This is a genomic window from Stenotrophomonas sp. 1L-E-5-B-C3, assembly GCF_057292075.1.
Genome location: NZ_JBXAWS010000001.1, coordinates 460,374 through 481,946 on the forward strand (window position 1 = coordinate 460,374; position 21,573 = coordinate 481,946).

The 21,573-nt window shown below is 67.1% G+C and carries 20 protein-coding genes; 11 read left to right on the forward strand and 9 right to left on the reverse strand.

Annotation, left to right across the window (positions count from 1 at the left end):
• Window positions 1-38: 38 nt before the first annotated feature.
• The 3 genes from pheA to AC0Z6F_RS02265 all read right to left on the reverse strand — a co-directional run bounded on the left by pheA (window position 39) and on the right by AC0Z6F_RS02265 (window position 3,376).
• Entirely contained in the window at window positions 39-1,238 is a 1,200-nt protein-coding gene (pheA, locus tag AC0Z6F_RS02255; RefSeq protein ID WP_448123178.1) for a prephenate dehydratase, read from the reverse strand.
• 51 nt (window positions 1,239-1,289) lie between these two features.
• A complete protein-coding gene (gene serC / locus AC0Z6F_RS02260) occupies window positions 1,290-2,375 on the reverse strand; it encodes a 3-phosphoserine/phosphohydroxythreonine transaminase (RefSeq protein ID WP_012511516.1) in 1,086 nt (361 codons plus the stop codon).
• A 194-nt stretch (window positions 2,376-2,569) separates the two neighbouring features.
• Entirely contained in the window at window positions 2,570-3,376 is an 807-nt protein-coding gene (locus AC0Z6F_RS02265) for an FHA domain-containing protein (protein ID WP_153675912.1), read from the reverse strand.
• Window positions 3,377-3,501: 125 nt separating this feature from the next.
• Here AC0Z6F_RS02265 and AC0Z6F_RS02270 point away from each other — a divergent pair, with 125 nt between their 5' ends.
• From AC0Z6F_RS02270 to AC0Z6F_RS02280, 3 genes are all read left to right on the forward strand, one after another.
• Complete coding sequence (locus tag AC0Z6F_RS02270; RefSeq protein ID WP_006376114.1) at window positions 3,502-3,777, forward strand: polyhydroxyalkanoic acid system family protein; 276 nt, start codon at window positions 3,502-3,504, stop codon at window positions 3,775-3,777.
• Window positions 3,778-3,857: 80 nt separating this feature from the next.
• Window positions 3,858-4,349 (forward strand): phasin family protein, encoded by a 492-nt coding sequence (locus tag AC0Z6F_RS02275; RefSeq protein WP_046987520.1) that lies wholly within the window; start codon window positions 3,858-3,860, stop codon window positions 4,347-4,349.
• A gap of 236 nt (window positions 4,350-4,585) precedes the next feature.
• Window positions 4,586-5,596: a restriction endonuclease gene (locus AC0Z6F_RS02280; RefSeq protein WP_012511518.1), complete on the forward strand. Its 1,011-nt coding sequence runs from the start codon at window positions 4,586-4,588 to the stop codon at window positions 5,594-5,596.
• A gap of 157 nt (window positions 5,597-5,753) precedes the next feature.
• On the opposite strand, the gene hutC is transcribed toward AC0Z6F_RS02280, so the two are convergent.
• Both hutC and AC0Z6F_RS02290 read right to left on the reverse strand, forming a co-directional pair.
• Complete coding sequence (gene hutC / locus AC0Z6F_RS02285) at window positions 5,754-6,482, reverse strand: histidine utilization transcriptional repressor HutC (protein WP_012511521.1); 729 nt, start codon at window positions 6,480-6,482, stop codon at window positions 5,754-5,756.
• A 28-nt stretch (window positions 6,483-6,510) separates the two neighbouring features.
• Window positions 6,511-7,881 (reverse strand): formimidoylglutamate deiminase, encoded by a 1,371-nt coding sequence (locus AC0Z6F_RS02290; protein ID WP_100434926.1) that lies wholly within the window; start codon window positions 7,879-7,881, stop codon window positions 6,511-6,513.
• Window positions 7,882-7,948: 67 nt separating this feature from the next.
• Between AC0Z6F_RS02290 and hutI the strand changes: the two genes are divergently transcribed.
• The 6 genes from hutI to AC0Z6F_RS02320 all read left to right on the forward strand — a co-directional run bounded on the left by hutI (window position 7,949) and on the right by AC0Z6F_RS02320 (window position 17,117).
• Window positions 7,949-9,172, forward strand: coding sequence for an imidazolonepropionase (hutI, locus tag AC0Z6F_RS02295; RefSeq protein ID WP_012511522.1), 1,224 nt, complete (start codon window positions 7,949-7,951; stop codon window positions 9,170-9,172).
• The gene (gene hutH, locus AC0Z6F_RS02300; protein WP_485616359.1) at window positions 9,169-10,710 is read left to right on the forward strand and encodes a histidine ammonia-lyase; all 1,542 of its coding nucleotides are present in this window, start codon (window positions 9,169-9,171) and stop codon (window positions 10,708-10,710) included. The genes hutI and hutH overlap by 4 nt, the downstream gene beginning before the upstream one ends.
• Window positions 10,707-11,561: an N-formylglutamate deformylase gene (hutG, locus tag AC0Z6F_RS02305; protein WP_485616358.1), complete on the forward strand. Its 855-nt coding sequence runs from the start codon at window positions 10,707-10,709 to the stop codon at window positions 11,559-11,561. Before hutH ends, hutG begins: the two co-directional genes overlap by 4 nt.
• Complete coding sequence (gene hutU / locus AC0Z6F_RS02310) at window positions 11,558-13,225, forward strand: urocanate hydratase (RefSeq protein WP_485616356.1); 1,668 nt, start codon at window positions 11,558-11,560, stop codon at window positions 13,223-13,225. Before hutG ends, hutU begins: the two co-directional genes overlap by 4 nt.
• 150 nt (window positions 13,226-13,375) lie before the next feature.
• Entirely contained in the window at window positions 13,376-14,812 is a 1,437-nt protein-coding gene (locus tag AC0Z6F_RS02315) for a serine hydrolase domain-containing protein (RefSeq protein ID WP_448123182.1), read from the forward strand.
• Window positions 14,813-15,005: 193 nt separating this feature from the next.
• The gene (locus tag AC0Z6F_RS02320; RefSeq protein WP_485616355.1) at window positions 15,006-17,117 is read left to right on the forward strand and encodes a TonB-dependent receptor family protein; all 2,112 of its coding nucleotides are present in this window, start codon (window positions 15,006-15,008) and stop codon (window positions 17,115-17,117) included.
• 46 nt (window positions 17,118-17,163) lie between these two features.
• Here AC0Z6F_RS02320 and AC0Z6F_RS02325 read toward each other — a convergent pair whose 3' ends face one another.
• Both AC0Z6F_RS02325 and AC0Z6F_RS02330 read right to left on the reverse strand, forming a co-directional pair.
• On the reverse strand, window positions 17,164-17,691 hold the full coding sequence (locus AC0Z6F_RS02325; protein ID WP_006376195.1) for a hypothetical protein: 528 nt from the start codon (window positions 17,689-17,691) through the stop codon (window positions 17,164-17,166).
• 116 nt (window positions 17,692-17,807) lie between these two features.
• Entirely contained in the window at window positions 17,808-18,587 is a 780-nt protein-coding gene (locus AC0Z6F_RS02330; RefSeq protein ID WP_065724468.1) for a hypothetical protein, read from the reverse strand.
• A 217-nt stretch (window positions 18,588-18,804) separates the two neighbouring features.
• Here AC0Z6F_RS02330 and AC0Z6F_RS02335 point away from each other — a divergent pair, with 217 nt between their 5' ends.
• The gene (locus tag AC0Z6F_RS02335; RefSeq protein ID WP_238378274.1) at window positions 18,805-19,116 is read left to right on the forward strand and encodes a hypothetical protein; all 312 of its coding nucleotides are present in this window, start codon (window positions 18,805-18,807) and stop codon (window positions 19,114-19,116) included.
• Window positions 19,117-19,150: 34 nt separating this feature from the next.
• On the opposite strand, the gene AC0Z6F_RS02340 is transcribed toward AC0Z6F_RS02335, so the two are convergent.
• A complete protein-coding gene (locus AC0Z6F_RS02340; protein WP_485616354.1) occupies window positions 19,151-19,726 on the reverse strand; it encodes a TetR/AcrR family transcriptional regulator in 576 nt (191 codons plus the stop codon).
• A 69-nt stretch (window positions 19,727-19,795) separates the two neighbouring features.
• Here AC0Z6F_RS02340 and AC0Z6F_RS02345 point away from each other — a divergent pair, with 69 nt between their 5' ends.
• Complete coding sequence (locus AC0Z6F_RS02345; RefSeq protein ID WP_032127705.1) at window positions 19,796-20,341, forward strand: thioesterase family protein; 546 nt, start codon at window positions 19,796-19,798, stop codon at window positions 20,339-20,341.
• Between the two features lie 6 nt (window positions 20,342-20,347).
• Here the strand turns inward: AC0Z6F_RS02345 and AC0Z6F_RS02350 are convergent, their stop codons facing one another.
• Complete coding sequence (locus AC0Z6F_RS02350) at window positions 20,348-21,481, reverse strand: agmatine deiminase family protein (protein ID WP_485616352.1); 1,134 nt, start codon at window positions 21,479-21,481, stop codon at window positions 20,348-20,350.
• Window positions 21,482-21,573 lie beyond the last annotated feature (92 nt).

A 21,573-nucleotide genomic window follows, 5' to 3' on the forward strand; every position in this document is an offset into this window, starting at 1 on the left:
GCATCAGGGGGCGGCAGCCGCAGCCACCGCAGCAGCAATCAGGGCACGGCCACCGGATAGGAGCCGAGCACCTTGATCTGCGCCGAGTGCGCTTCCAGTTCGGCCAGCGCGGCCTGCATCGGCGCGTCGTCGATGTGGCCGGCCAGGTCGATGAAGAAGCCGTATTCCCACTTGCCGTGGTGCGACGGACGCGACTCGATGCGGTTCATGCTGATGCCGTGGCGGGCGAACGGGCTGAGCACGTCGAACAGCGCACCGGGCTTGTCATGGATGAACACCAGCACCGAGGTGCGGTCATGGCCGGAGGTCGGGAAGATGTTGCGACCCACCACCAGGAAGCGGGTGGTGTTGTCGGCGTCGTTCTGGATCGGCTTGGTGACCACCTTCTTCAGGCCGTACACATGGCCGGCACTCTCGCCACCGATGGCCGCTGCGTCGTCGGCGTTGCGCGCACGGCGCGCGCCTTCGGCATTGCTCGACACCGGAATCTTCTCGGCCTTCGGCAGGTTGGCGCGCATCCACGCCGAGGTCTGCATGAACGACTGCGGGTGCCCGTAGACACGCTCGATGTCCTCCAGCCGGCCGCTGCGCGACATCAGGTACTGCTGCACGCGCAGTTCCACTTCGCCGCAGATCTTCAGGTTCGAGGTCAGGAACATGTCCAGGGTGATCTGGATGGTGCCCTGGCCCGAGTTTTCCACCGGGACCACGCCGAAATCGGCATTGCCCGCTTCCACTTCCTGGAACACTTCTTCGATGCTGGCCATCGGCAGGCCCAGCGCCGAGCGGCCGAAGTGCTTGAGCACGGCCTGCTGGCTGAAGGTGCCTTCCGGGCCGAGGTAGCCGATCTTCAGTGGCTCCTGCTGGGCCAAGCAGGCCGACATGATCTCGCGGTAGACGTGCACCAGCAGCTCGTCGCTGAGCGGGCCTTCGTTGCGGTCCACCACCATGCGCAGCACCTGCGCTTCGCGCTCGGGCCGGTAGTAGTCGACGGCGGCGGCGAGCTTGCCCTTGGCCTTGCCGACCTGATGGGCAAAGCGTGCGCGCTCGGCGATCAGGTTCTGGATGTCGCGGTCGATCTGGTCGATCTTCGAGCGCACATCGGCCAGCGCCAGCGGCGCCAGGGTGGGCGCCGGATTCGAGGCGGCCTTGGCCTTGCTCTTCGCCTTGGTGGACGCGCTGTCCTTGGCCGGTTCGGCCTTCTTCGGCGCCTTCTTGCTGGATTTGCTGCTTGCCATCGGAGTTCCTTGTTACGGGGCCCGCACCCAACGGTGCGCGCCGTTCATTGCTCAGCCGTGACGCTGCTGGAAATCGGCCATGAAGGCGACCAGCGCCTCGGCCCCGGCCAGCGGCATGGCGTTGTACAGCGAGGCGCGGATGCCGCCGACCACCTTGTGCCCCTTCAGCGCCAGCAGGCCAGCGGCCTTGGCTTCGGCGACGAAGCGTGCATCGAGCTCGGCATCAGGCAGGAAGAACGGGATGTTCATCCGCGAACGTGCCGCATGCGCGACCTCGTTGCGATAGAAGCCACCGGAACCGTCGATGGCGCCGTACACCAGCGCAGCCTTGGCGGCATTGCGCTTGGCGAACTCGGCCACGCCGCCTTCGGCCAGCATCCACTTGAACACCAGGCCGGCCAGATACCAGTTCCAGGTGGGCGGGGTGTTGAGCATCGAATCGCGGGCAACGTGCGAGCGGTAATCGAAGATGTCCGCCCGCGGCTGGCCGCTGCGCTCGAGCAGGTCGAGGCGGATGATCATCACCGCGATGCCGACCGGGCCGAGGTTCTTCTGCGCGCCGGCGTAGATCACGCCATAGCGGCGTACGTCCAGCGGTTCGCTGGCGATGGACGAACTGAAGTCGGCGATCAGCGGGACGTTTCCGGTATCGGGCACATCACGGAACTCGACACCGTGGATGGTCTCGTTGGCGGTGAGGTGCACGTAGGCGGCATCGGGCGACAGCTGCCAATCGGCACGCGCCGGCAGCTCGCGGTAGCCGTTGGCCTCGCTGCTGGCGGCGATGTTGACGTCGACGTAGACGCCTGCCTGCTTGACCGCGGTCTTGCCCCAGTGGCCACTGACCACGTAATCGGCACGCTGGCCCGGGGCGGCGAAGTTCAGCGGGATCAGCGCCTGCTGGGTGGTGGCGCCACCTGACAGGAACAGCACCGCATAGTCTTCGGGGATGTCGAGCAGGCGCCTCAGGTCGGCCTCGGCTTCGGCAGCCACGGACATGAATTCCGCGCCGCGATGGCTCATTTCGACGATGGAGGCACCGCTACCGTGCCAGTCCAGCATTTCCGCCTGCGCCTGGCGCAGGACCGATTCCGGCAAGGTTGCAGGGCCGGCACTGAAGTTGAACGCGCGCGTCATGTCACACCTGTGGGGCAAGACCCCTAGTATGCCGCAGTGCACCAGCCTTGCGGCCTTGTGCAGCAAGGGAAATTTGGTTTCATTGGAATCCATTGGCGACGCGACCGGGTAGTGCCGGCCGCTGGCCGGCAACCCCAGGGATACGGGGCGGCGGCGGCCGGCCAGCGGCCGGCACTACCGTCACCGCGCGATCGTCAGCGCGCGCCGAACCAGAGCAGCAGGCTGAGCACCGCCGCCAGCAGCAGCGCACTGACCAGCAGCCACGGCCAGCGGCGGACCTTGCGCGGGGCCGCCGGCAGCACCGGTGCCTGCTCGATGTCCTGGCTGGATTCGTCTTCGTCCGGCAGCGGGCGCCGCCGCGGGTCGTGCGGCACTTCCAGCACGAAGCGGTGCTGGCCATCGAACACTACCTGGTCACCGGCCTGCAGCCAGCAGTGGCGCACGGCCACGCCGTTCACCCGGGTGCCATCGGCACTGCCCAGGTCACGCAGCAGCACGCGCTCGCCATGCACTTCCACGCGGGCGTGCTGTTCGGCAAAGGCCGGTTCATTGATCTCGATGTCGGCGTCACTGCCGCGCCCGACCAGACGGGTTCGCGACAGCGTGAAGCTGCGGCCATGGTGCAGGCCGCCGACGCCGCGCAGCAGGCGCTGCTGCTCGTTGTTGCCATCATCGCTGCTGGGCGCGGGCGCCTGCAGCAGGCTCTCGACCTCACCCTGCAGGACCATCTCCACGCCATCCACGTACACCGCATCGCCTGCACGCAACAGGGCCATGCGCCGCACCGGGCGACCGTTCACATGGATGCCGCGGATGCCGTTGCCGACCTGCAGCCAGAGACCGCGATCGTCCATGCAGAACTGGGCCAGCAGCAGGGCACCGTTGCCGGCATCGCCCAGCCGCACGCTGCCGTTTGCCTGGCGCACGATGCGTTGCACCCCGGGCCGCAGCGGCTGGTCGGGCTGTTGTTGTTGGCTGAAGTGAACAAGCAGGTTCTGCACGCGGCGCAGCCTAGCAGGTTGGTCGCCCACGAAGAAGAACCCACGATGAGCGCTTGGCGCGAAGGCCCTCGATGCGCACAATGCTCGCCCTCATTGATCATCCCCGCTTTGCGCCAGGAGCCTGCATGTCCAACATCGATGTCCGCCACGCCCACGCCCTGCCCGACGCACAGGCGCGCGCTGCGATCGAACAGGTTGCCGCCAAACTGTCCGAGCGCTTCGGCCTGAAGTCGTCCTGGTCCGCCGACGTACTGAACTTTTCCGGCAGCGGTGTGGACGGCGCGATCGAACTGCAGCCGGGCGCCGTGCGCGTGACCGCCAAGCTGGGCTTCCTGCTGTCGGCGATGAAAGGCATGGTCGAAGGCGAGATCCAGCGCGTGCTGAAGGAAAAGCTGGGCTGAACCCCGGCGGTGACCGTCACGACCGTGCAACGCCGTCACGCGCTACTCTCGGGTCAGGCCCAACTCCCACGGGAAGTGCGATGAACCGCTACGAAAATGACGACCGCCGCGACGACGACGCCTCTTTCGGTGACCAGGCTGAGCGCTTCTCGCGCAAGCTGAGCGACTCGGCACAACAGGTATGGCTGGCCGGCCTGGGTGCCCTGGGCCGCGCCCAGGCCGAAGGCGGCCGATTCTTCGATGGCCTGGTCAAGGAAGGCGAAGCCTGGGAGGCCCGCCGCCGTGAACGCAATGGTGAACAGCCCCCCGGTTGGCGTGACAACGTTGAATCGTCGCTGGACGAGGCCCGCGAAAAGGCCTCCGGCACCTGGACCAAGGTCGAGAAGGCCTTCGATGACCAGGTACAGGGCGTGCTCAAGCGCCTGCATGTCCCCACCGCCGATGAAGTGACCGCGCTGGAGGCCCGCATCGACGCGTTGCAGGCACGCTTGGCCAAGCTGGAAAACCGCGCCGCCTCCGACATCGACGCACCGGCACCGGGCAGCCATCAATCCCCTGGCAGCGTGCCCTGACGGCAATTGTTGCAATGCAATAAAATTTGATCGACAATCGCGAGCAACCCGCCAATCGCTTCGGCTGCCGTTTGTTCCCTCCCCTCACGGCTTCAGGATTGGCGGGTTTTTCGTGCCTGCTCTACACCGATCTGCGCGTTCCATCACGCTTCCTGTCAGGATCCTCCTGACCCAGCGGCACGGTGCGACCTTTACACTGTCGTTCTCCGCATTCGCCCCTTCCGCGCACCTCCTGCATGCTCCCTTGGATCCTGGCCCTGCTGTCGGCCCTGCTTACCTGTTCCCTGGCCGTTGTCTATCTGTGGTGGATCAAGCGGCGGCAAAAGGAGATGCAACTGGGCCTGCAGGCCCTGGCCGGCATGCATTGGCGCGAGTTCTCCGTACTGGTCAAGCGGATGCTGCGCGAGCAGCGCGGCCTGCGCGAGCTGAACGACCCCACCGAGGAGTCACGCGAACCCAGCAGTGATTTCCTGCTGAGCGACGGCCCCAACAGTTGGCTGGTCTCGTGCAAGCATGGCTTGGCCTATCGCATCGGCACCGCCGCAGTGAACGAACTGGGTGCGGCCGCGCGCCTGGCCGGCGCCCGCGGCGGCGTGCTGCTGACTGAAGGCCGGATGGAACGCGACGGCCGCAGCGCCGCCGAAAAGCAGGCGGTCGAAGTGCTGGATGGCCCACGCCTGTGGCCGCTGCTGCAGCCCTATCTGCCGGTTGATATCGAAGCCCGTGTGCGTGCCAGTGCCCGTCATGAGGCTCTGCGTCGCATTGCCATTGCCGCATTGGGTTCGGTGACGCTCGGCCTGCTGGTGGGACTGAGCCTGCAGGGCCTGCATGTGCAGGAAACCACGGCCGCTGCGCAGGTTCCCGCGGTGCCAGCACCGGTTGCGTCTGCACCAATGATTGAACCAGCCCCCGAACCGGCCGCGAACGCCGCGCCGCCAGCGGGTGCCTCCTCGCCGGCGGCACCCGCAGCCGACGCTCGCAGCAACCCCAACCCGGACGCGGCCACACTGGATCGTTTCCAGGTTGAGTTGGCCCGAGCCCTCGCCGGCAAGCCCGGTATCGCCAGCGGTGTCTGGCTGACCCGGCAGACCCTGGCGATCAACCGCACCGGCGAGCTGGAAGCGGTGTGGCCGCGGGTCTGCGAGGAAGTGCTGCACTACCCGGCCCTGCGCAACGTGCGCATCCAGCTCAACGCCCGCCCCGGCGTGGATGAGCCGGTGCGCTGGCGTCAATGCGCCACGTATTGATTGGGGTGTCCGTAGATCAACGCCATGCATGGATGCCCTTGTAGCGTCGAGCCATGCTCCACTCATCGCGCATCGCGCAAAAAGCAGCCGAGCATGGGCTCGGCTCTACATCGAGCCTGCTCAGCCCAATGCTGCGAGATGGCGAGCGGGGTCGACCCTAGCGCGCCCCAGGCGCGAAGCGCGCAACCAGGTCCCAGGCATCCCCGAGGAACACCTGGCGCACGCGGGTAATGGGCTGCTCACCGCGCCAGGTCAGGCGCTCGATCACCAGACAGGCGGTGCCGGGCTTCACATCGAGCAGCTTGGCAGTGGCAGTATCCGCGCCCCAGGCGCTGATGCGGTGCTGGGCGCGGGTCCACGACACGTTCTGCAGCAGCCAGCTGCCCGGTGCGGTGGTGTTGAAATCGACGTCCAGCACCTCGGGCACGCCCACCGGGCTGATCAGGCGATGTTCCAGTGCCAGCGGGCGGCCGTCGGCCAGATGCAGGCAGCGCATCGCCAGCAGCTGTTCGCTGCCGGCCAGCTCCACTTCGCCAACATTGCCGGCATCGGCCAGGCGCAGCTCGCGCTGCAGCAGGTGGTAGCCGTACTGGTGGCCACGCGAACCGACTTCCATCGCGATATCCGGAATCTCAAGCGCCACCTGCTCCAGGTGCGGCGGCTGCCGCGCCACGAACGAACCGGCGCGGCGGCGGCGCTCGATCATGCCGCTCTCGGCCAGCGCGGTCAGCACCTTGTTCACCGTCATCCGCGAGCAGCCGTACTGCTCCATCAGCTCGTGCTCGTACGGAATACGAAAGCCCGGCGCCCACTCTCCGCTGAGGATGCGGCTTTCCAGATCGCTGCGGATACGCTGGTTGAGCGTGGCGGACTTGCTGGCCTTCACGTAATGGGGTCTCGGTGGCGGGAGGCGATCAGCCCAGCACGCCACGCAGGGCGGCAGCGAAGGCGGTGGTGATCGCCTCGCGCTGCAGGTGGCGGCCCTCGGCCACGCATTGGCGGCCATGACGCCAGACCGATCGCAGCGCGCCATTACGTGCGGCGAACACCCAGCTGTCAAGCCATGCGTCATCCTGTCGCGCCTGCAGCGCGGGGTGTGCGGCATCCAGTTCGACCAGATCGGCGCTGGCGCCAACCTGCAGCCCGGCGGCCACGCCCAACGCCTGTGCACCGCCCTGCAATGCACCTTCGAACAGGAAGCGGCCGCTGCTGCGGGTGGCATCCGGCGCCAGTACGTTGCGCCCGCGCAGGGTCAGGCGCTGACCGTACTCAAGCAGGCGCAGTTCTTCAGCCGCGTCGATCAGCACATTGGAATCGGAACCGACACCGAACCGACCGCCCTCCCGCGCGAACGCCTGCATCGGGAACAGGCCGTCGCCCAGGTTGGCCTCGGTGATCGGGCACAGGCCGGCCACGGCCTGGCTGGCCACAATGGACGCGCGCTCGTCATCGGTGATGTGGGTGGCATGCACCAGGCACCAGCGCGCATCCACCGGCGCATGGTCGTACAGCCACTGCACCGGGCGCTGGCCGCTCCAGGCCAGGCAGGCCTCGACTTCACGTACCTGCTCGGCGATATGGATGTGCACCGGGCCGTCAGTCAGCGGCAGCAGGGCGCTCAGCTCCTCCCCCGTGACCGCACGCAGGCTGTGCGGCGCGATACCGAGCACGGCGTCGGGCAGCGCGGTCAGTGCCGGCTTCGCGGCGTCCAGCAGCTGCGCAAATCCCTCTACGTCGTGGATCAGGCGTCGCTGCGCGGGGTTCGGTGCCGCCCCGCCGAAATCGGCATGCGCATAGAACACCGGCAGCAGGGTGAGGCCGATGCCGGTCTGGTCGGCCGCCGCCGCAATCCGCGCGCTCATCTCGGCACGGTTGGCATACGGCCGGCCGTCAGCATCGTGGTGCAGGTAGTGGAATTCGCCGACGCGGGTGAAGCCGCTTTCCAGCATTTCCATGTAGGCCTGGGCGGCGATGGCCTGCACCGCGTCCGGGCGCAGATGGGCCAGGAAGCGATACATCAGCTCGCGCCAGCTCCAGAAACTGTCACCGTCGCCGCCGCCGATCTCGGTCAGCCCGGCCATCCCGCGCTGGAAGGCGTGGCTGTGCAGGTTGGGCAGGCCCGGCACCAGGATGCCGACGCGGGTGTCACCGTCCTGCGCGCCCTGCCCCGTGTGGATCGCCGTGATGCGGCCGTCCTGCACCTGCAGGCGGACATCGCGGGCCCAGCCGTCGGCCAGCAGGGCGTGGGCGGCATGGAAACTGTGCGGGGAACGCGAATCGGACATGGCTGGACAACCCGAAATGGACGCCTATATTGTATAGACATATAAGCACAGCCGCGTTGTGGATGCCATGCACGTCGATACCCTCTGGTCCAACGTTCACCTGATCACCCTCGATGGCGAGGGGCTGGGTGTCATCCGCGATGGCGTACTGGCCTGCGCCGACGGCCGCATCGTCCATGTCGGCCCGGCCGGCAGCGATGCCAACCTGCGGCCGACTACCCGCATCGATGGCGAAGGCCGCTGGATGTCGCCCGGCCTGATCGACTGCCATACCCACCTGGTCTACGCCGGCAACCGCGCCAACGAATTCGAGCAGCGCCTGCAGGGCATCAGCTATGCCGAGATCGCCCGTGCCGGCGGCGGCATCGTCTCCACCGTGCGCGCCACCCGCGCCGCCACGCCGGAACAGCTGGCCAGCGAAAGCCGGCCGCGCCTGCTGGCGATGCGCGCCGAGGGCGTGACCACCCTCGAGATCAAGTCCGGCTACGGCCTGACCCTGCCCGACGAGCGCAAGCAACTGCAGGTGGCGCGTGCGCTGGGCGAGGGATGCAGGGTCAACGTGGTGACCACCTTCCTCGGCGCACATGCGATTCCGCCCGGCCGCGAAGCACAGGAGTACACCGACGAAGTGTGCAATGTGATGATTCCGGCCATCGCTGCCGAAGGCCTGGCCGAAGCGGTGGATGTGTTCTGCGAGAACATCGCGTTCTCACCCGCGCAGGCACGGCAGGTTTTCGAAGCCGCGCGCGCGCACGGACTGGCGATCAAGATCCACGCCGAGCAGCTGAGCAACCAGCATGGCGCCGAACTGGCCGCCAGCTTCGGTGCACTCTCGGCCGACCATATCGAACATCTGGACGACGCCGGCATCGCCGCGATGGCCGCGGCCGGCACTGTCGCCGTGCTGCTGCCGGGCGCCTTCTATTTCACCCGCGATACCACCCTGCCGCCGATTGCCGCGCTGCGCGCGGCCGGCGTGCCACTGGCGCTGGCCACCGACAGCAACCCCGGCACATCACCACTGACCAGCCCGCTGCTGGCCATGAACATGGGCGCGACCCTGTTCCGCCTGACCGTGGACGAGTGCATCGCCGGCTTCACCCGTGAAGCAGCGCGCGCACTGGGCCGTGGCGATCGCATCGGTCGCCTCGCCATCGGCATGGACTGCGACCTGGCGATCTGGGACATCGACGCCCCCGCCGACCTGGTCTATCGCATTGGATTCAACCCGCTGCACGCGCGCGTGGTGCGCGGACAGCCCGACCTGCCTGCCTCCTGGAGCAACACATGAGCAACACCCTGGTTCTTCGCCCCGGCCATGTCACCCTCGCCCAGTGGCGGCAGGCCTATCGCGGTGCACCGCTTGCACTGGACCCGGCCGCGCTGCCGGCCGTGCGTGCCAGTGCCGCGACCGTGGCCGCCATCGTCGCCAAGGGCGCACCGGTGTATGGCATCAACACCGGCTTCGGCAAGCTGGCCAGCGTGCGCATCGAGCGCGAAGACCTGGCCACCCTGCAGCGGAACATCGTGCTCTCGCACGCTGCCGGTGTTGGCGAGCCGATGCCCGCCAGCGTGGTGCGCCTGATGATGGCGCTGAAGCTGGTCAGCCTGGCGCAGGGTGCTTCGGGCATCCGCGAGGAAACCCTGCTGCTGCTGGAAGCAATGCTGGTCAAGGGCGTGCTGCCGGTGGTGCCCGCACAGGGCTCGGTGGGTGCCTCGGGTGACCTGGCGCCGCTCTCGCACCTGGCCAGCGTGATGCTGGGCGTGGGCGAAGCCTTCATCGGAGACGAACGCCTGCCGGCGATCGATGCACTGTCACGTGCTGGCCTGCAGCCCATCGAGCTGGGTGCGAAGGAAGGCCTGGCGCTGCTCAACGGCACCCAGTTCTCCACCGCCTATGCGCTGGCCGGTCTGTTCGAGATCGAGACCGTGTTCCAGGCCGCACTGGTCACCGGTGCGCTGTCGGTGGAAGCCGCGAAGGGCTCGGATACGCCGTTCGATCCGCGCATCCATGCCCTGCGTGGGCAGCGCGGTCAGATCGCAACCGCTGCCACCCTGCGCAGCTTGATGCAGGACTCGGGCATCCGCGAATCGCACCGCGACAACGACGTGCGCGTGCAGGATCCGTACTGCCTGCGCTGCCAGCCACAGGTGATGGGTGCGGCGCTGGACATCCTGCGCCAGGCCGCGACCACGCTGGAAATCGAAGCCAACGGCGTCTCCGACAATCCGCTGGTATTCACCGAGACCGGTGAAGCGCTGTCCGGTGGCAATTTCCACGCCGAGCCGGTGGCCTTCGCCGCCGACATGCTGGCGATGGCGGTGTGCGAGATCGGTTCGATCAGCGAGCGCCGCCTGGCGATGCTGGTGGACCCGACGCTGTCCGGCCTGCCTGCGTTCCTGACCCCGCGCCCAGGCCTGAATTCCGGCTTCATGATCCCGCAGGTGACGGCGGCCGCGCTGGTCTCGGAAAACAAGCAGCGCGCCTACCCGGCCAGCGTTGATTCGATCCCGACCTCGGCCAACCAGGAAGACCATGTGTCGATGGCCGCGCATGGCGCACGCCGCCTGATGCAGATGGCCGAGAACGCCGCCAACGTGATCGGCATCGAGCTGCTGGCCGCCGCGCAGGGCTGCGACTTCCACGCGCCGCTGCGCTCCAGTGCCGCGCTGGAATCCGTGCGCGCCACCCTGCGTGCGCAGGTGCCGACGCTGGAAGAAGACCGCTACTTCCACCCGGACATGGTGACCGCCACGAACCTGGTGCGCAGCGGCGCGCTGGCACAGGGCTTGGCGGAGCTGCTGCCGACCGTGGAACCGCAGGCATGAGTGCCCATCCCGAATGGCTGACGGTGCACGAAGGCGATGCCCCGCTGATCGTCAGCTTCCCGCATACCGGCAGCGAGCTGCCGCACGACCTGATCGGCGACTTCCACTCGCCGTGGCTGGCCCGCCGCGACGCAGACTGGTGGGTGCACGAACTGTACGACTTCGTGCGCGGCATGGGCGCAACCACGGTGCGCTCGGCGATCTCACGTTCGGTGATCGACCTCAACCGCGATCCCAGCGGCGTGTCGCTGTACCCGGGCCAGAACACCACCGGCCTGTGCCCGCTCACCACCTTCGACAACCAGCCGCTGTACCACGCCGGCCGCGAACCGGATGACGCGGAAATCGCCCGTCGCCGCGACACGTATTTCCTGCCCTACCACGATGCGCTGGCTTCGCAGATCACACGCCTGCGTGCGAGGTTCGGCACTGTCGTGGTGTATGACGCACACTCGATCCGCTCACACATCCCGCATCTGTTCGACGGTGAGCTGCCGCAGTTCAACCTCGGCACCGCCGGCCCGTCCGGCGCACCGGACACCTCCTGCGACAACGCCCTGAGCGACGTGGTGGAAAACCTGCTCAAGATCAGTGGCATGAGCCAGGTGCGCAACGGCCGCTTCAAGGGCGGCTGGATCACCCGCCACTACAGCAACATCGCCGGCGGCGTGCACAGCCTGCAGATGGAACTGGCCTGCCGCGGCTACATGCACGAACCCCTGCCGGACCAGGTGGACGAACACAGCTGGCCCACCCCGCTCGACCCCGATCACGCCGCACCGCTGCGCCACACCTTGGCGCAGGTGCTCAACGCCTGCCTTGAATTCGCTACGAACCGGAGCGCCGCATGACCCGCAACGACCCGTCCCGCACCATCGCCGCGCCGACCGGCACCACGCTGAACGCCAAGAGCTGGCAGACCGAAGCGCCGCTGCGCATGCTGATGAACAACCTGCACCCGGACGTGGCCGAGCGCCCGCAGGAACTGGTGGTGTACGGCGGCATCGGCCGCGCCGCGCGCGACTGGGAGAGCTTCGATGCCATCGTTGAAACGCTCAAGCGCCTGGACGACGACCAGACCCTGCTGGTGCAGTCGGGCAAGCCGGTGGGCGTGTTCCGCACCCACGTCGATGCGCCGCGCGTGCTCATCGCCAATTCCAACCTGGTGCCGCGCTGGGCCAACTGGGACCACTTCAACGAGCTGGATAAGAAGGGCCTGGCCATGTACGGCCAGATGACCGCCGGCAGCTGGATCTACATCGGCGCGCAGGGCATCGTGCAGGGCACCTACGAGACCTTCGTGGAGATGGGCCGCCAGCATTTCGGTGGCGACCTGACCGGCAAGTGGCTGTTCACCGGCGGCCTCGGCGGCATGGGCGGCGCGCAGCCGCTGGCTGCAGTGATGGCCGGCGCCTCCTGCCTGGCCGTCGAGTGCCGCAAGAGCAGCATCGACATGCGCCTGCGCACCGGCTACCTCGACACCTGGACCGACAACCTGGACGAAGCACTGCGCCTGATCGATGAATCGTGCAAGGCCGGTACGCCGAAGTCGGTGGGCCTGCTCGGCAACGTCGCCGATGTGTTGGCTGAACTGCTCAAGCGCGGCGTGAAGCCGGACCTGCTGACCGACCAGACCTCCGCGCACGACCCGGTGAACGGCTACCTGCCGCAGGGCTGGACCGTCGAGCAGTGGGATGAGAAGCGCGTGAGTGCGCCGAAGGAAGTGGAGAAAGCCGCGCGCGCGTCGATGGCCAACCACATCCGCGCCATGCTCGGCTTCCACGCGCTGGGCGTGCCGACCGTGGACTACGGCAACAACCTGCGACAGATGGCGCTGGAAGAAGGCGTGGAGAACGCGTTCGACTTCCCCGGTTTCGTGCCGGCCTATATCCGTCCGCTGTTCTGCCGTGGTATCGGCCCGTTCCGCTGGGCCGCGCTGAGCGGCGACCCGGAAGACATCGCCAAGACCGATGCCAAGGTGAAGGAGTTGATTCCGGACAACCCGCACCTGCACCGCTGGCTGGACATGGCCGCCGAAAAGATCAAGTTCCAGGGCCTGCCGGCACGCATCTGCTGGGTAGGCCTGGGCGACCGCGATCGTCTCGGCCTGGCGTTCAATGAGATGGTCGCCAACGGCGAACTGAAGGCGCCGGTGGTGATCGGCCGTGACCATCTGGACAGCGGCAGCGTGGCGTCGCCGAACCGCGAAACCGAAGCGATGGCCGACGGCTCCGATGCGGTGTCCGACTGGCCGCTGCTGAACGCCCTGCTCAACACCGCCAGCGGCGCGACCTGGGTATCGCTGCACCACGGCGGCGGCGTCGGCATGGGCTTCTCGCAGCACGCCGGCATGGTGATCGTCTGCGACGGCACCGAAGCGGCGGCGAAGCGGATTGGTCGCGTGCTGTGGAACGACCCGGCCACAGGCGTGATGCGCCATGCCGATGCGGGATATGAGATCGCGATCGACTGCGCGAAGGAAAAGGCGCTGGATCTGCCGGGAATCCTCGGCTGATCGCGGGGGTGCCGGCCAGCGGCCGGCACTACCGGAAGCGTAGGGTAGTGCCGGCCGCTGGCCGGCTCTCCCTGATGCGGGAATCGGTGCCCTTGACCCGCTCCCCCGCCGCTGACCAACATGCGCCATCACCGCTGACGGATCACCGCGATGTACCGCACCCTTGCTGCTGCATTGCTCTGCGCCCTGTTCGCTGCTCCGCCCGCTTCCGCGCGTGACCTCCGCGTCGGCCTCTCTTCACAGCTCGACGCCCAACTGCAGAGCAACCGCGAGCGCTACGGCATTGCCGGCCAGGCGGTACTGGTCGCCCACAACGGCCAGGTGCTGTACCAGGGCGCCAGCGGTGAACGTGATCCCGCTACCCATGCACCGGCCACCGTCGATACCATCTTCGCCGCGCAATCGATGGCCAAGCTGCTGACCAGCACGCTGGTGATGCAGCTGGTCGACCAGGGCAAGGTGGATCTGGACGCGCCGGCCAGCCGTTATGTTCCGGACCTACCGACGGCATGGCAGGCGATTCACGTACGCGATTTCCTCAACCACAGCTCCGGCATCGGCGAGTACTACGATCGCGTGGACAACCGCTGGGTCAGCAAGGGCTACGCCGGAGTGGCGCCCAATCTTGCCGCTGCACTGAAGGTGGCCGGCGCGGCACCGATGCAGTTCGCCACCGGCAGCCGCGTGCAGTACACCCAGGCCAACTACCTGGTGCTGACCGCCTTGCTGGAAGCGCATTACCGCAAGCCCTACCCGGCCATCGCGCGCGAACGCATCCTGCAGCCGCTGAAGATGACCGGCACTTCATGGGGAGCAGCCAGCGTGCCGGCCCAGCGCGCAGCGGTACCGTACATCGGCAAGGACGGCCAGCTGCAGCCAGCGAACGAAGCCCCCTGGCCGGACTACGGTTGGGGCCACGCCGACCTGCAGACCACCGTGGGCGACATGAATCGATTCCTGCAGGCGCTGGCGACCGGCAAGCTGCTGCGCACGTCCACGCTGGAAACGCTCTGGCAGCCGCAGAAGCTGAGCGGCGGCGGCAGCAATTTCTTCTCCACCGGTTGGGACACCACCCGCAGCGACGGCTACACCCAGGTCGGCCACGATGGTGGCACCCGCGTGCGGGCACGGCTGGCCTACAAGGGCACCCTGGCCAGCGGCTACTGGGTGTTCGTGTACCTGACCAACGGCAGCGCCCGCAATGTCTGGTCGAGCACGCTGGTGGAGAGCACCATGGCGGTGGCCGCGCCGCAGGAGTTTTCGCATACGGTGTTGTCCGAGCGACTGATCGCGTATGCGCTGGACGACAGCGCCGATGCGACACAGCTGATGCGTAACTGGCTGCACGGCAATAATGGGATTTCCGCCGGCGAGCTGGAACGTGCGATCAATGCCGATGGGTATGCGATCCGCGAAAGCCTCGGTGCACGCAAGGCGGTGAAGGTATTTGCTCTCAACACCGAGCTGTATCCCGATTCAGCCAATACGTGGGACAGCCTGGCCGAATGCCATGCGGCGCTGGGCGAGAAGGAAACGGCCGATGGGCTGTATGCAAAGGCCAAAGCGCTGGCCAAGCCCTCGCCGTAACCTTCTGTAGAGCCGAGCCCATGCTCGGCTGCTCTTCGTTTCGAGCGAAGGAGACCCGCGCTGCGCGCGATAGCCGAGCATGGGCTCGGCTCTACATGGACGCTGCAGACCGCCCCATACGCGGCGGATGGGTGACGTGACGCCGCTGACCTGTTAACTTTCGCGCCACTCTCATGGTTTACAGCATTCCCGCATGTCGCTCTCGCCGCACCGCCTCACCCCGTCGCTGTTGTTCCTGGCCGTTTCCCTCGTCCTCGCCTCCACTACCGCCGCTGCCCCGCAGGCCACCACGCTGGATGCCGTGCAGGTCACCGCTGCCGCCGATGCCAGCGCCCAGGCGCACGAGGCGCTGAAGCGCGTACCCGGCGCCAGCAACGTCATCGACGTGGCCAAGGCCGACAGTCGGCTGTCCAGCAGTGCCGATGTGCTGGCCTACCAGCCGGGCATCAGCGCGCAGTCGCCGGGCAACGAGGGCACCAAGATCTCGATCCGTGGCTCGGGCATCAACCGTGGCCCGGGCGCGCACGCTTCGGGCATCGCCGTGTCGATCGACGGTCTGCCACTGACCGGCCCGGGTGGCACGCCCTACGAGCTGCTGGAACCGCTGTGGCTGTCGCGCGTGGAAGTACTGCGCGGCGCCAACGGCTTCGAGCGCGGCGCGTTGGCGCTGGGCGGTGCCATCGACTACGTCAGCCGCAGCGGCCGCGATTCGGCGGGCGTGCAGCTGCACTACGAAGCCGGCAGCCGCGGTTACCAGAAGCGTGGTGTCAGCTGGGGTGGCGTCAGTGGTGACGTCGATTATTTCCTGGCCTACACCGATACCGAATTCGACGGCTACCAGCGCCATGCACGCGGCGATGGCAAAGGCGCGATGGCCAACATCGGCTGGCAGATCACCCCGGGGCTGCAGACGCGCTTCTTCGTGCGCTACCGCGAGACCAACCACGAAACGCCCGGACGCCTGACCCGCGATCAGATCCGCAACGACCCACGTGCCGCGAATGCGGCCAACCTGGCCATCGATGCGCGTCGCCCGCAGCCCGGCAGCACGTGGGTGGGCAACGTCACCACGCTGCAGATCGATGAGGATTCCTCGCTGCAGGCCGGGCTGGTCTATCACAAGTACCCGATGGACTTGAACGAGAGCCTGTACCGCCAGCAGCTGGACTACGCCAACCTCAACGCCACGTTGGACTACCGCCACCGCCACCGGCTGTTCGGCCTGGACAGCGAAACCACGGTCGGCCTGCGCGTCACCCACGATCTGGACGCCGATGTGCGCGAGTCGCTGCGCTTTGCCAGCAACGGCTATGCCGCCGGCACGCGCACGCGTGATTTCCGCCACCACGGCACCGACAGCACGCTGCACGTCAGCAGCACCCTGGCCTTCAACGACCGCCTGCGCATGCAGACCGGGCTGGCGCTGATCAACACCCGTCGCGATGTGCAGGTGACCTGGCCGAGCAGCGGCGGCCGCCTGCGCGACCACGACTGGGACTATGCGCCACGACTGGGCTTCACCTGGCAGCACAGCGCCCAGACCCAGTGGTTCGGCAACCTCAGCCGCTCGGTGGAAGCACCGCACCCGTGGTCGATGATCTGGGGCTCGAACCAGTACTTCGGGCCGGGCAATGGCCCGTCCACCGGCCGCCAGCGCGCGCCGGTGCCGATGCAGAACCAGACCGCCACCACGCTGGAACTGGGCGCGCGCGGTGACGCGGGGCTGGGTCGCTGGGAACTGACCGGCTACTACGCACACGTGAACCACGAACTGCTGAGCGTCGAGCTGCAACCGGTGCCGAACCTGTTCATCGCCGAGAACAACGCCAGCCCCACCGTTCACCGCGGCATCGAAGCCGGGTTGGACAGCACCCTGTGGCAGGCTGCACCGGGCCGCCTGTCGCTGCGCCAGGCGTACACCTTCAGCGATTTCCGCTATCGCCACGACGCGCGTTTCGGCAGCAACCGCCTGCCCGGCCTGCCAATGCACAGCTACCAGGCCGAGCTGCGCTTCGATCACGCGTCCGGCCTGTACGCTGCGCTCAATTCCGAATACGCCTCGCGCATCGCCGTGGACTACGCCAACAGCTACTGGGCCGACAGCCATGTGATCTTCGGCAGCCGCATCGGCTACGACGCACCCGGTGGCCGCTGGCAGGCCTGGGCGGAGATGCGCAACATCGGCAACCGCCACTATGCCGCCACGGTTACGCCGGGCTACGACGACGCCGGCAAGGATGTCGCGCGCTCAACACCGGGCGAAGGCCGTGGCATCTACGCTGGTGTGCGTTTGCGCTTTGACTGATGACCGCAGGCGGCGCCGGGCGTGATCCAGCGCCGCCGTTTCAATGTCAGCTGATGCGCCACGCGGGCAGGCGCTCGCTGCGCTTCCAGATGGAAGGCGCGAAGCCGATCAGCACCACCGACGCCAGCCACTTCGGTGAGGTATTGAGCAGTGTCGAGGTGAGCGAACCATCGACGGGGGCGGCCATTTCCTGCCACGGGTTGTAGCCCAGGTAGACGATGCTGCCAGCCCACCACAGCAACGCTAGGCCGATGCCCACCAGCAGCAGGGCCAGCGTGCGGCAGGTCCATCGTTGCGAGGTGGTGCCCCATTCGCGGGATACTGCCACCAGAAGGCCCACCACCAGCAGCGAAATCAGGGCCACCAGGCCGATATCGACCTTGTGCCCGATGCGCTCATAAGTGCAGGCGCGGCAGTCTGTCTCTTCAGCTGCGACGGCAGCTTCGGTGCTATCTGCCTGCCCAGCCGCTGCGGGTGCCGACTGCGCCAGCGCTGCAAACGGCATCAACACCGCCAGCAGCACCATCATGGTCCAACGAAACAACGTCCTGTTGCTGTGTGTAGCGACATCCATGCGCTCTTCCTCGTCAGTGGTGGTTGAAGCCGGACCACATTCCGTGGCCTCGGCGCGGATCATAGCGCAGGGTCGGCCAGGAACGAAAAACTGGGCTCGGCCATCCACATGGGCCGCTACAGCGCCCGAAATGCCTGGGCCAGACTGACTGCACCTGGTGCCAGCTCCTGTGCGAGCCATCCAACAACGGTGAAAAACACCAGCAACCCGAGCAACGGCCAGATCGTATGCGACACGCATACCCGCCACCAGCCTTGCTGCTGCATGCCCTGCATGCGCCGGTACAGGCCACCGGCAATGGCTGCATCCACCAGCAGCTCGGCCATCAGCACCGGTGCCGACCACACCACCCACACGCTGGCCAGCAGAACGGTCGCCGCCAGTGCGACGATGCCGAGAATCGCCAGCAACGGCAGGCCGGCTTCGTCTTCGGCCAACCCGGTCAACGGCAGCTCTCCGGCATCACCAGCGCTCACCGGCGCCGACTCATTCCACGAGGCCGACGCACCACCGCCGCCGGAACGGCCACCGACGCCGCTCCACGGTGATTCCACGGCACTTCCACGAGGCGATGGGCTACCACTGCCCACATCCGGCGACAGGCCATCCAGCACGTTGTCCCAGCGCCAGCGGATCCAGATCCACATCAGCAGCAGGAATACGCCATAGGCCAGCAGCACGGCCATCGGGTAGCGCAGCAGCATCGCGTCGATACCGGCCAGTCGCAGCAGGTGCGAGGCAAGGAAACCGGCCGCACCGGTCAGGGCCACGATCAGCGCCATCTGCAGGCGCGGCCAGCCGTGTTGCTGCAGATCCTGCCGCGCGCGCACGACTTCACTGCCGCGGTTCAGCGGCAATTTCAGTGGGCTGCGGGAAAAGTGGCCAGAGCGCTTCATGCCGCCGCCAGTGGGCGGGAGACATCGCGGTCAGGGAACTCGGGAACCTTATGTTGCATGCGGACATCCTTGCCGAGCACGCGTAGGTGGTGATGGGCGGATTCTAGCGCGATAGGGCCGCGGATCCATCACCCACGGGCCGGACTGGTGCCTGCCTTGTACCCGCGCGCCAGCGGCTGGATTATGATTTTCCACCAGAAAAAGTATCCGCCGCGGCATGCACGCCTCCCAGTTCACCCGCTCCACCGCCCTCGTGATGTTCGTTCCAATGATTGGCCTCGCCGGTTGGGGTTCGTGGTTTGGTAGCCACTGCTTCAGCGATGGCTGCCTCGGCGTCCTGGTGGCATGGCTTGCCGCCGTGGTTACCTTTGCGGTGCAGGCGTTGCTGGTACTCCCGGTGCATGCCTGGGTCATCAAGCGGCAGGGAGCGCCCGCCTCCCGCAGCTACCTTCGTTGGTTGGGCGCGTCGGCCATCGCTGCCCTCCTGCCGATCTTGCTCGGCTGGGGCTACATGATGATCTTCAGATGACCAGCTACGCGTTTCCCACACACGGATAGCCGGATCAAGGCCGCGCGGCGGCCTTCAGCAACTGCGCGGCCACCTGGTCGAACGGGGCGATGTCCTGCAGTGCGCGGCACATCGCCACCGCACCTTCCACACTGGCAATCACCAGACTGGCCAGCCCACCCGCGGCGGCCGGATCGTGTCCGTCGGCGACGAACGCTGCGGCCAGATGGCCGTGCCAGCGCATGAACACCTCGGCAGCTGCCGCGCGCGGTTGGCTGTGCACCGCGTCAACCGGCTCCTCCACCGCAGCAGCCAACACCGGGCAGCCGGCGCGGAAATCGGTGCGCAGCAGGCGCTCGCGCCACATCGTCAGGAACTGCTGCAGGCCCTGCACTGCCCCGCCCTTCAGCAGCTCCACCAGCAACGCTTCGACCTTTTCGCCGGCCATATGGGTGGCACGCGCCAACAGCTCCTGCTTGCCGCCGGGAAAGTGGTGATAGGTGGAGCCCAGCGGTGCCTCGGCCAGCTTGGTGACCTCACGGATGCTGGTGGCATTGAGACCCACGCGCGCCAGCATCTGTGCCGCAGCATCAATCACGCGTTGTGGCGCATCAGAGGGACGCGGGCTCACGGCAGGCTCCTTGCCAGGACAGTCGTCATAGATTAGCGTACCGGCGATTCTATAACAGTCGTCATAACCATGAATCTCTGGTTCCGCCTGCTCCACCTGCTGCTGTGCAGCCTGTTCCGGCCCAAGCTGGAGGCCCCGTTCGGGGTCTCGCGCCTGCAGTTCCGGGTACTGCCCAATGATCTGGACAGCAACCTGCACATGACCAACGGCCGCTACTGGAACATCTTCGACCTGGGCCGGCTGGACCTGATCCTGCGCATGGGCCTGGGCCGGGTGGCGCTGCGCGAGAAGTGGGCACCGATCGTCGGCGCAGGCACCATCCAGTTCCGCCGCGAGCTGAAGCCGTTCCAGCGCTTCACCCTGGAAACGCGGCTGGTCGGCTGGGTCGGTTCGCGGGGCATCATGGAGCAGCGCGTGCTGATCGGTACCGAGCAGAAGATCGCCACCCGCGCGCTGCTGGTCACCGGCATCTACGACCGTCGCGCGCGGCAGTTCCTGGGCATGCCGAAGATGATGGAAGCAATCGGCGTGGTCGCCCCGCCGTCGCCGCCGCTCAGTGCAGCCGCCGAGGCGCTGCTGGCTGCCGATGCGGCGTTGAAACAGGACGACGCCTGAGGCGCATCAGCCTACCTTCGGCATGTTCTTGGTCACGCAATGGATGCCGCCACCGCCACCCGCGATGGCATCGATATCCACCTGCTCGATCACGCGGCCGGGATACATGTCTTCCAGTAGTTCGCGGCAGAATCCATCGGCTTCGTCGTCACCGAACTGCGGCGCGACCACCGCGCCATTGATCGGCAGGTAGTTGATGTAGCCCATCGCCAGATCATTGTTGTCGCGGGTATGCACGTTGTCGCGCCCGTCCAGCGGCGGCGGCAGCGTATGCACCTGCAGGCGACGGCCATCGGCATCGGTGGCCCCGCGCAGAATCCGCAGATGCTCGCGGGTCAGATCGTAATCGTAGGACTCCGGATCGTTGTCCAGATTGGCGATCACCACGCCCGGGCGTACGAAGCGCGCATAGAAATCCACGTGCGCATCGGTGATGTCCTTGCCGGCGATACCGGGCAGCCAGATCACCTTGCGCACACCCAGGTGATGTTTCAGCTCGCCCTCGATATCCGCGCGCGACCAGTCCGGATTGCGGTTGCGGTTGACCCAGCAGCTTTCGGTGAGGATGGCCGTGCCGTGGCCGTCGACTTCGATGCCTCCGCCCTCGCCCACCAGATCGCTTTCCAGCAGCGTCGCACCGGTCACCTGCGCCAGCCACGGCGCCAGCGCGCCATCGTTGCGCGCGCTCTGCTTGCCACCCCAGCCGTTGAAGTTGAAGTCGACCAGGCCCAGGCCGCCCTTGTCATTGGTGACGAAGCAACCACCGTAATCGCGCACCCAGATGTCATCCAAGGGCACGTCCAGGAACTCGATGTTGTCACGGCCACAGCGATCCTGCGCCTGCTTCAACTGCGCCGGACGGCACAGCACGCTGATCGGCTGGTGGCGCGCGATGGTACGGGCCAACCGCGCCACGGCGGTGTTCACCGCATCGGCTTGCGCGCCCCACACCCGCGGCTGCGCGGCGAAGGCAAGGAACACGCGTTCCTGTGGGCCGTGCTCGTCCGGCATGCGCCAAGTCCCCGCACCTGGCCCTGCTGCAGCCACGCGACCCGGCAGCCCGGCCAGGCCCAGAGCAGCCAGGCCGCCAAGGCCGGCGGCGCCCGCCAGCTGGGTGAGGAAGTGACGACGGTTGCTCATGACAGGCTCCATGGCCGGTGTGGGATGGGCGCTATGCTGCGCTTGCCGACACATAAGAACAAACGATAGATTCAGGCATCAATTGAACAGTT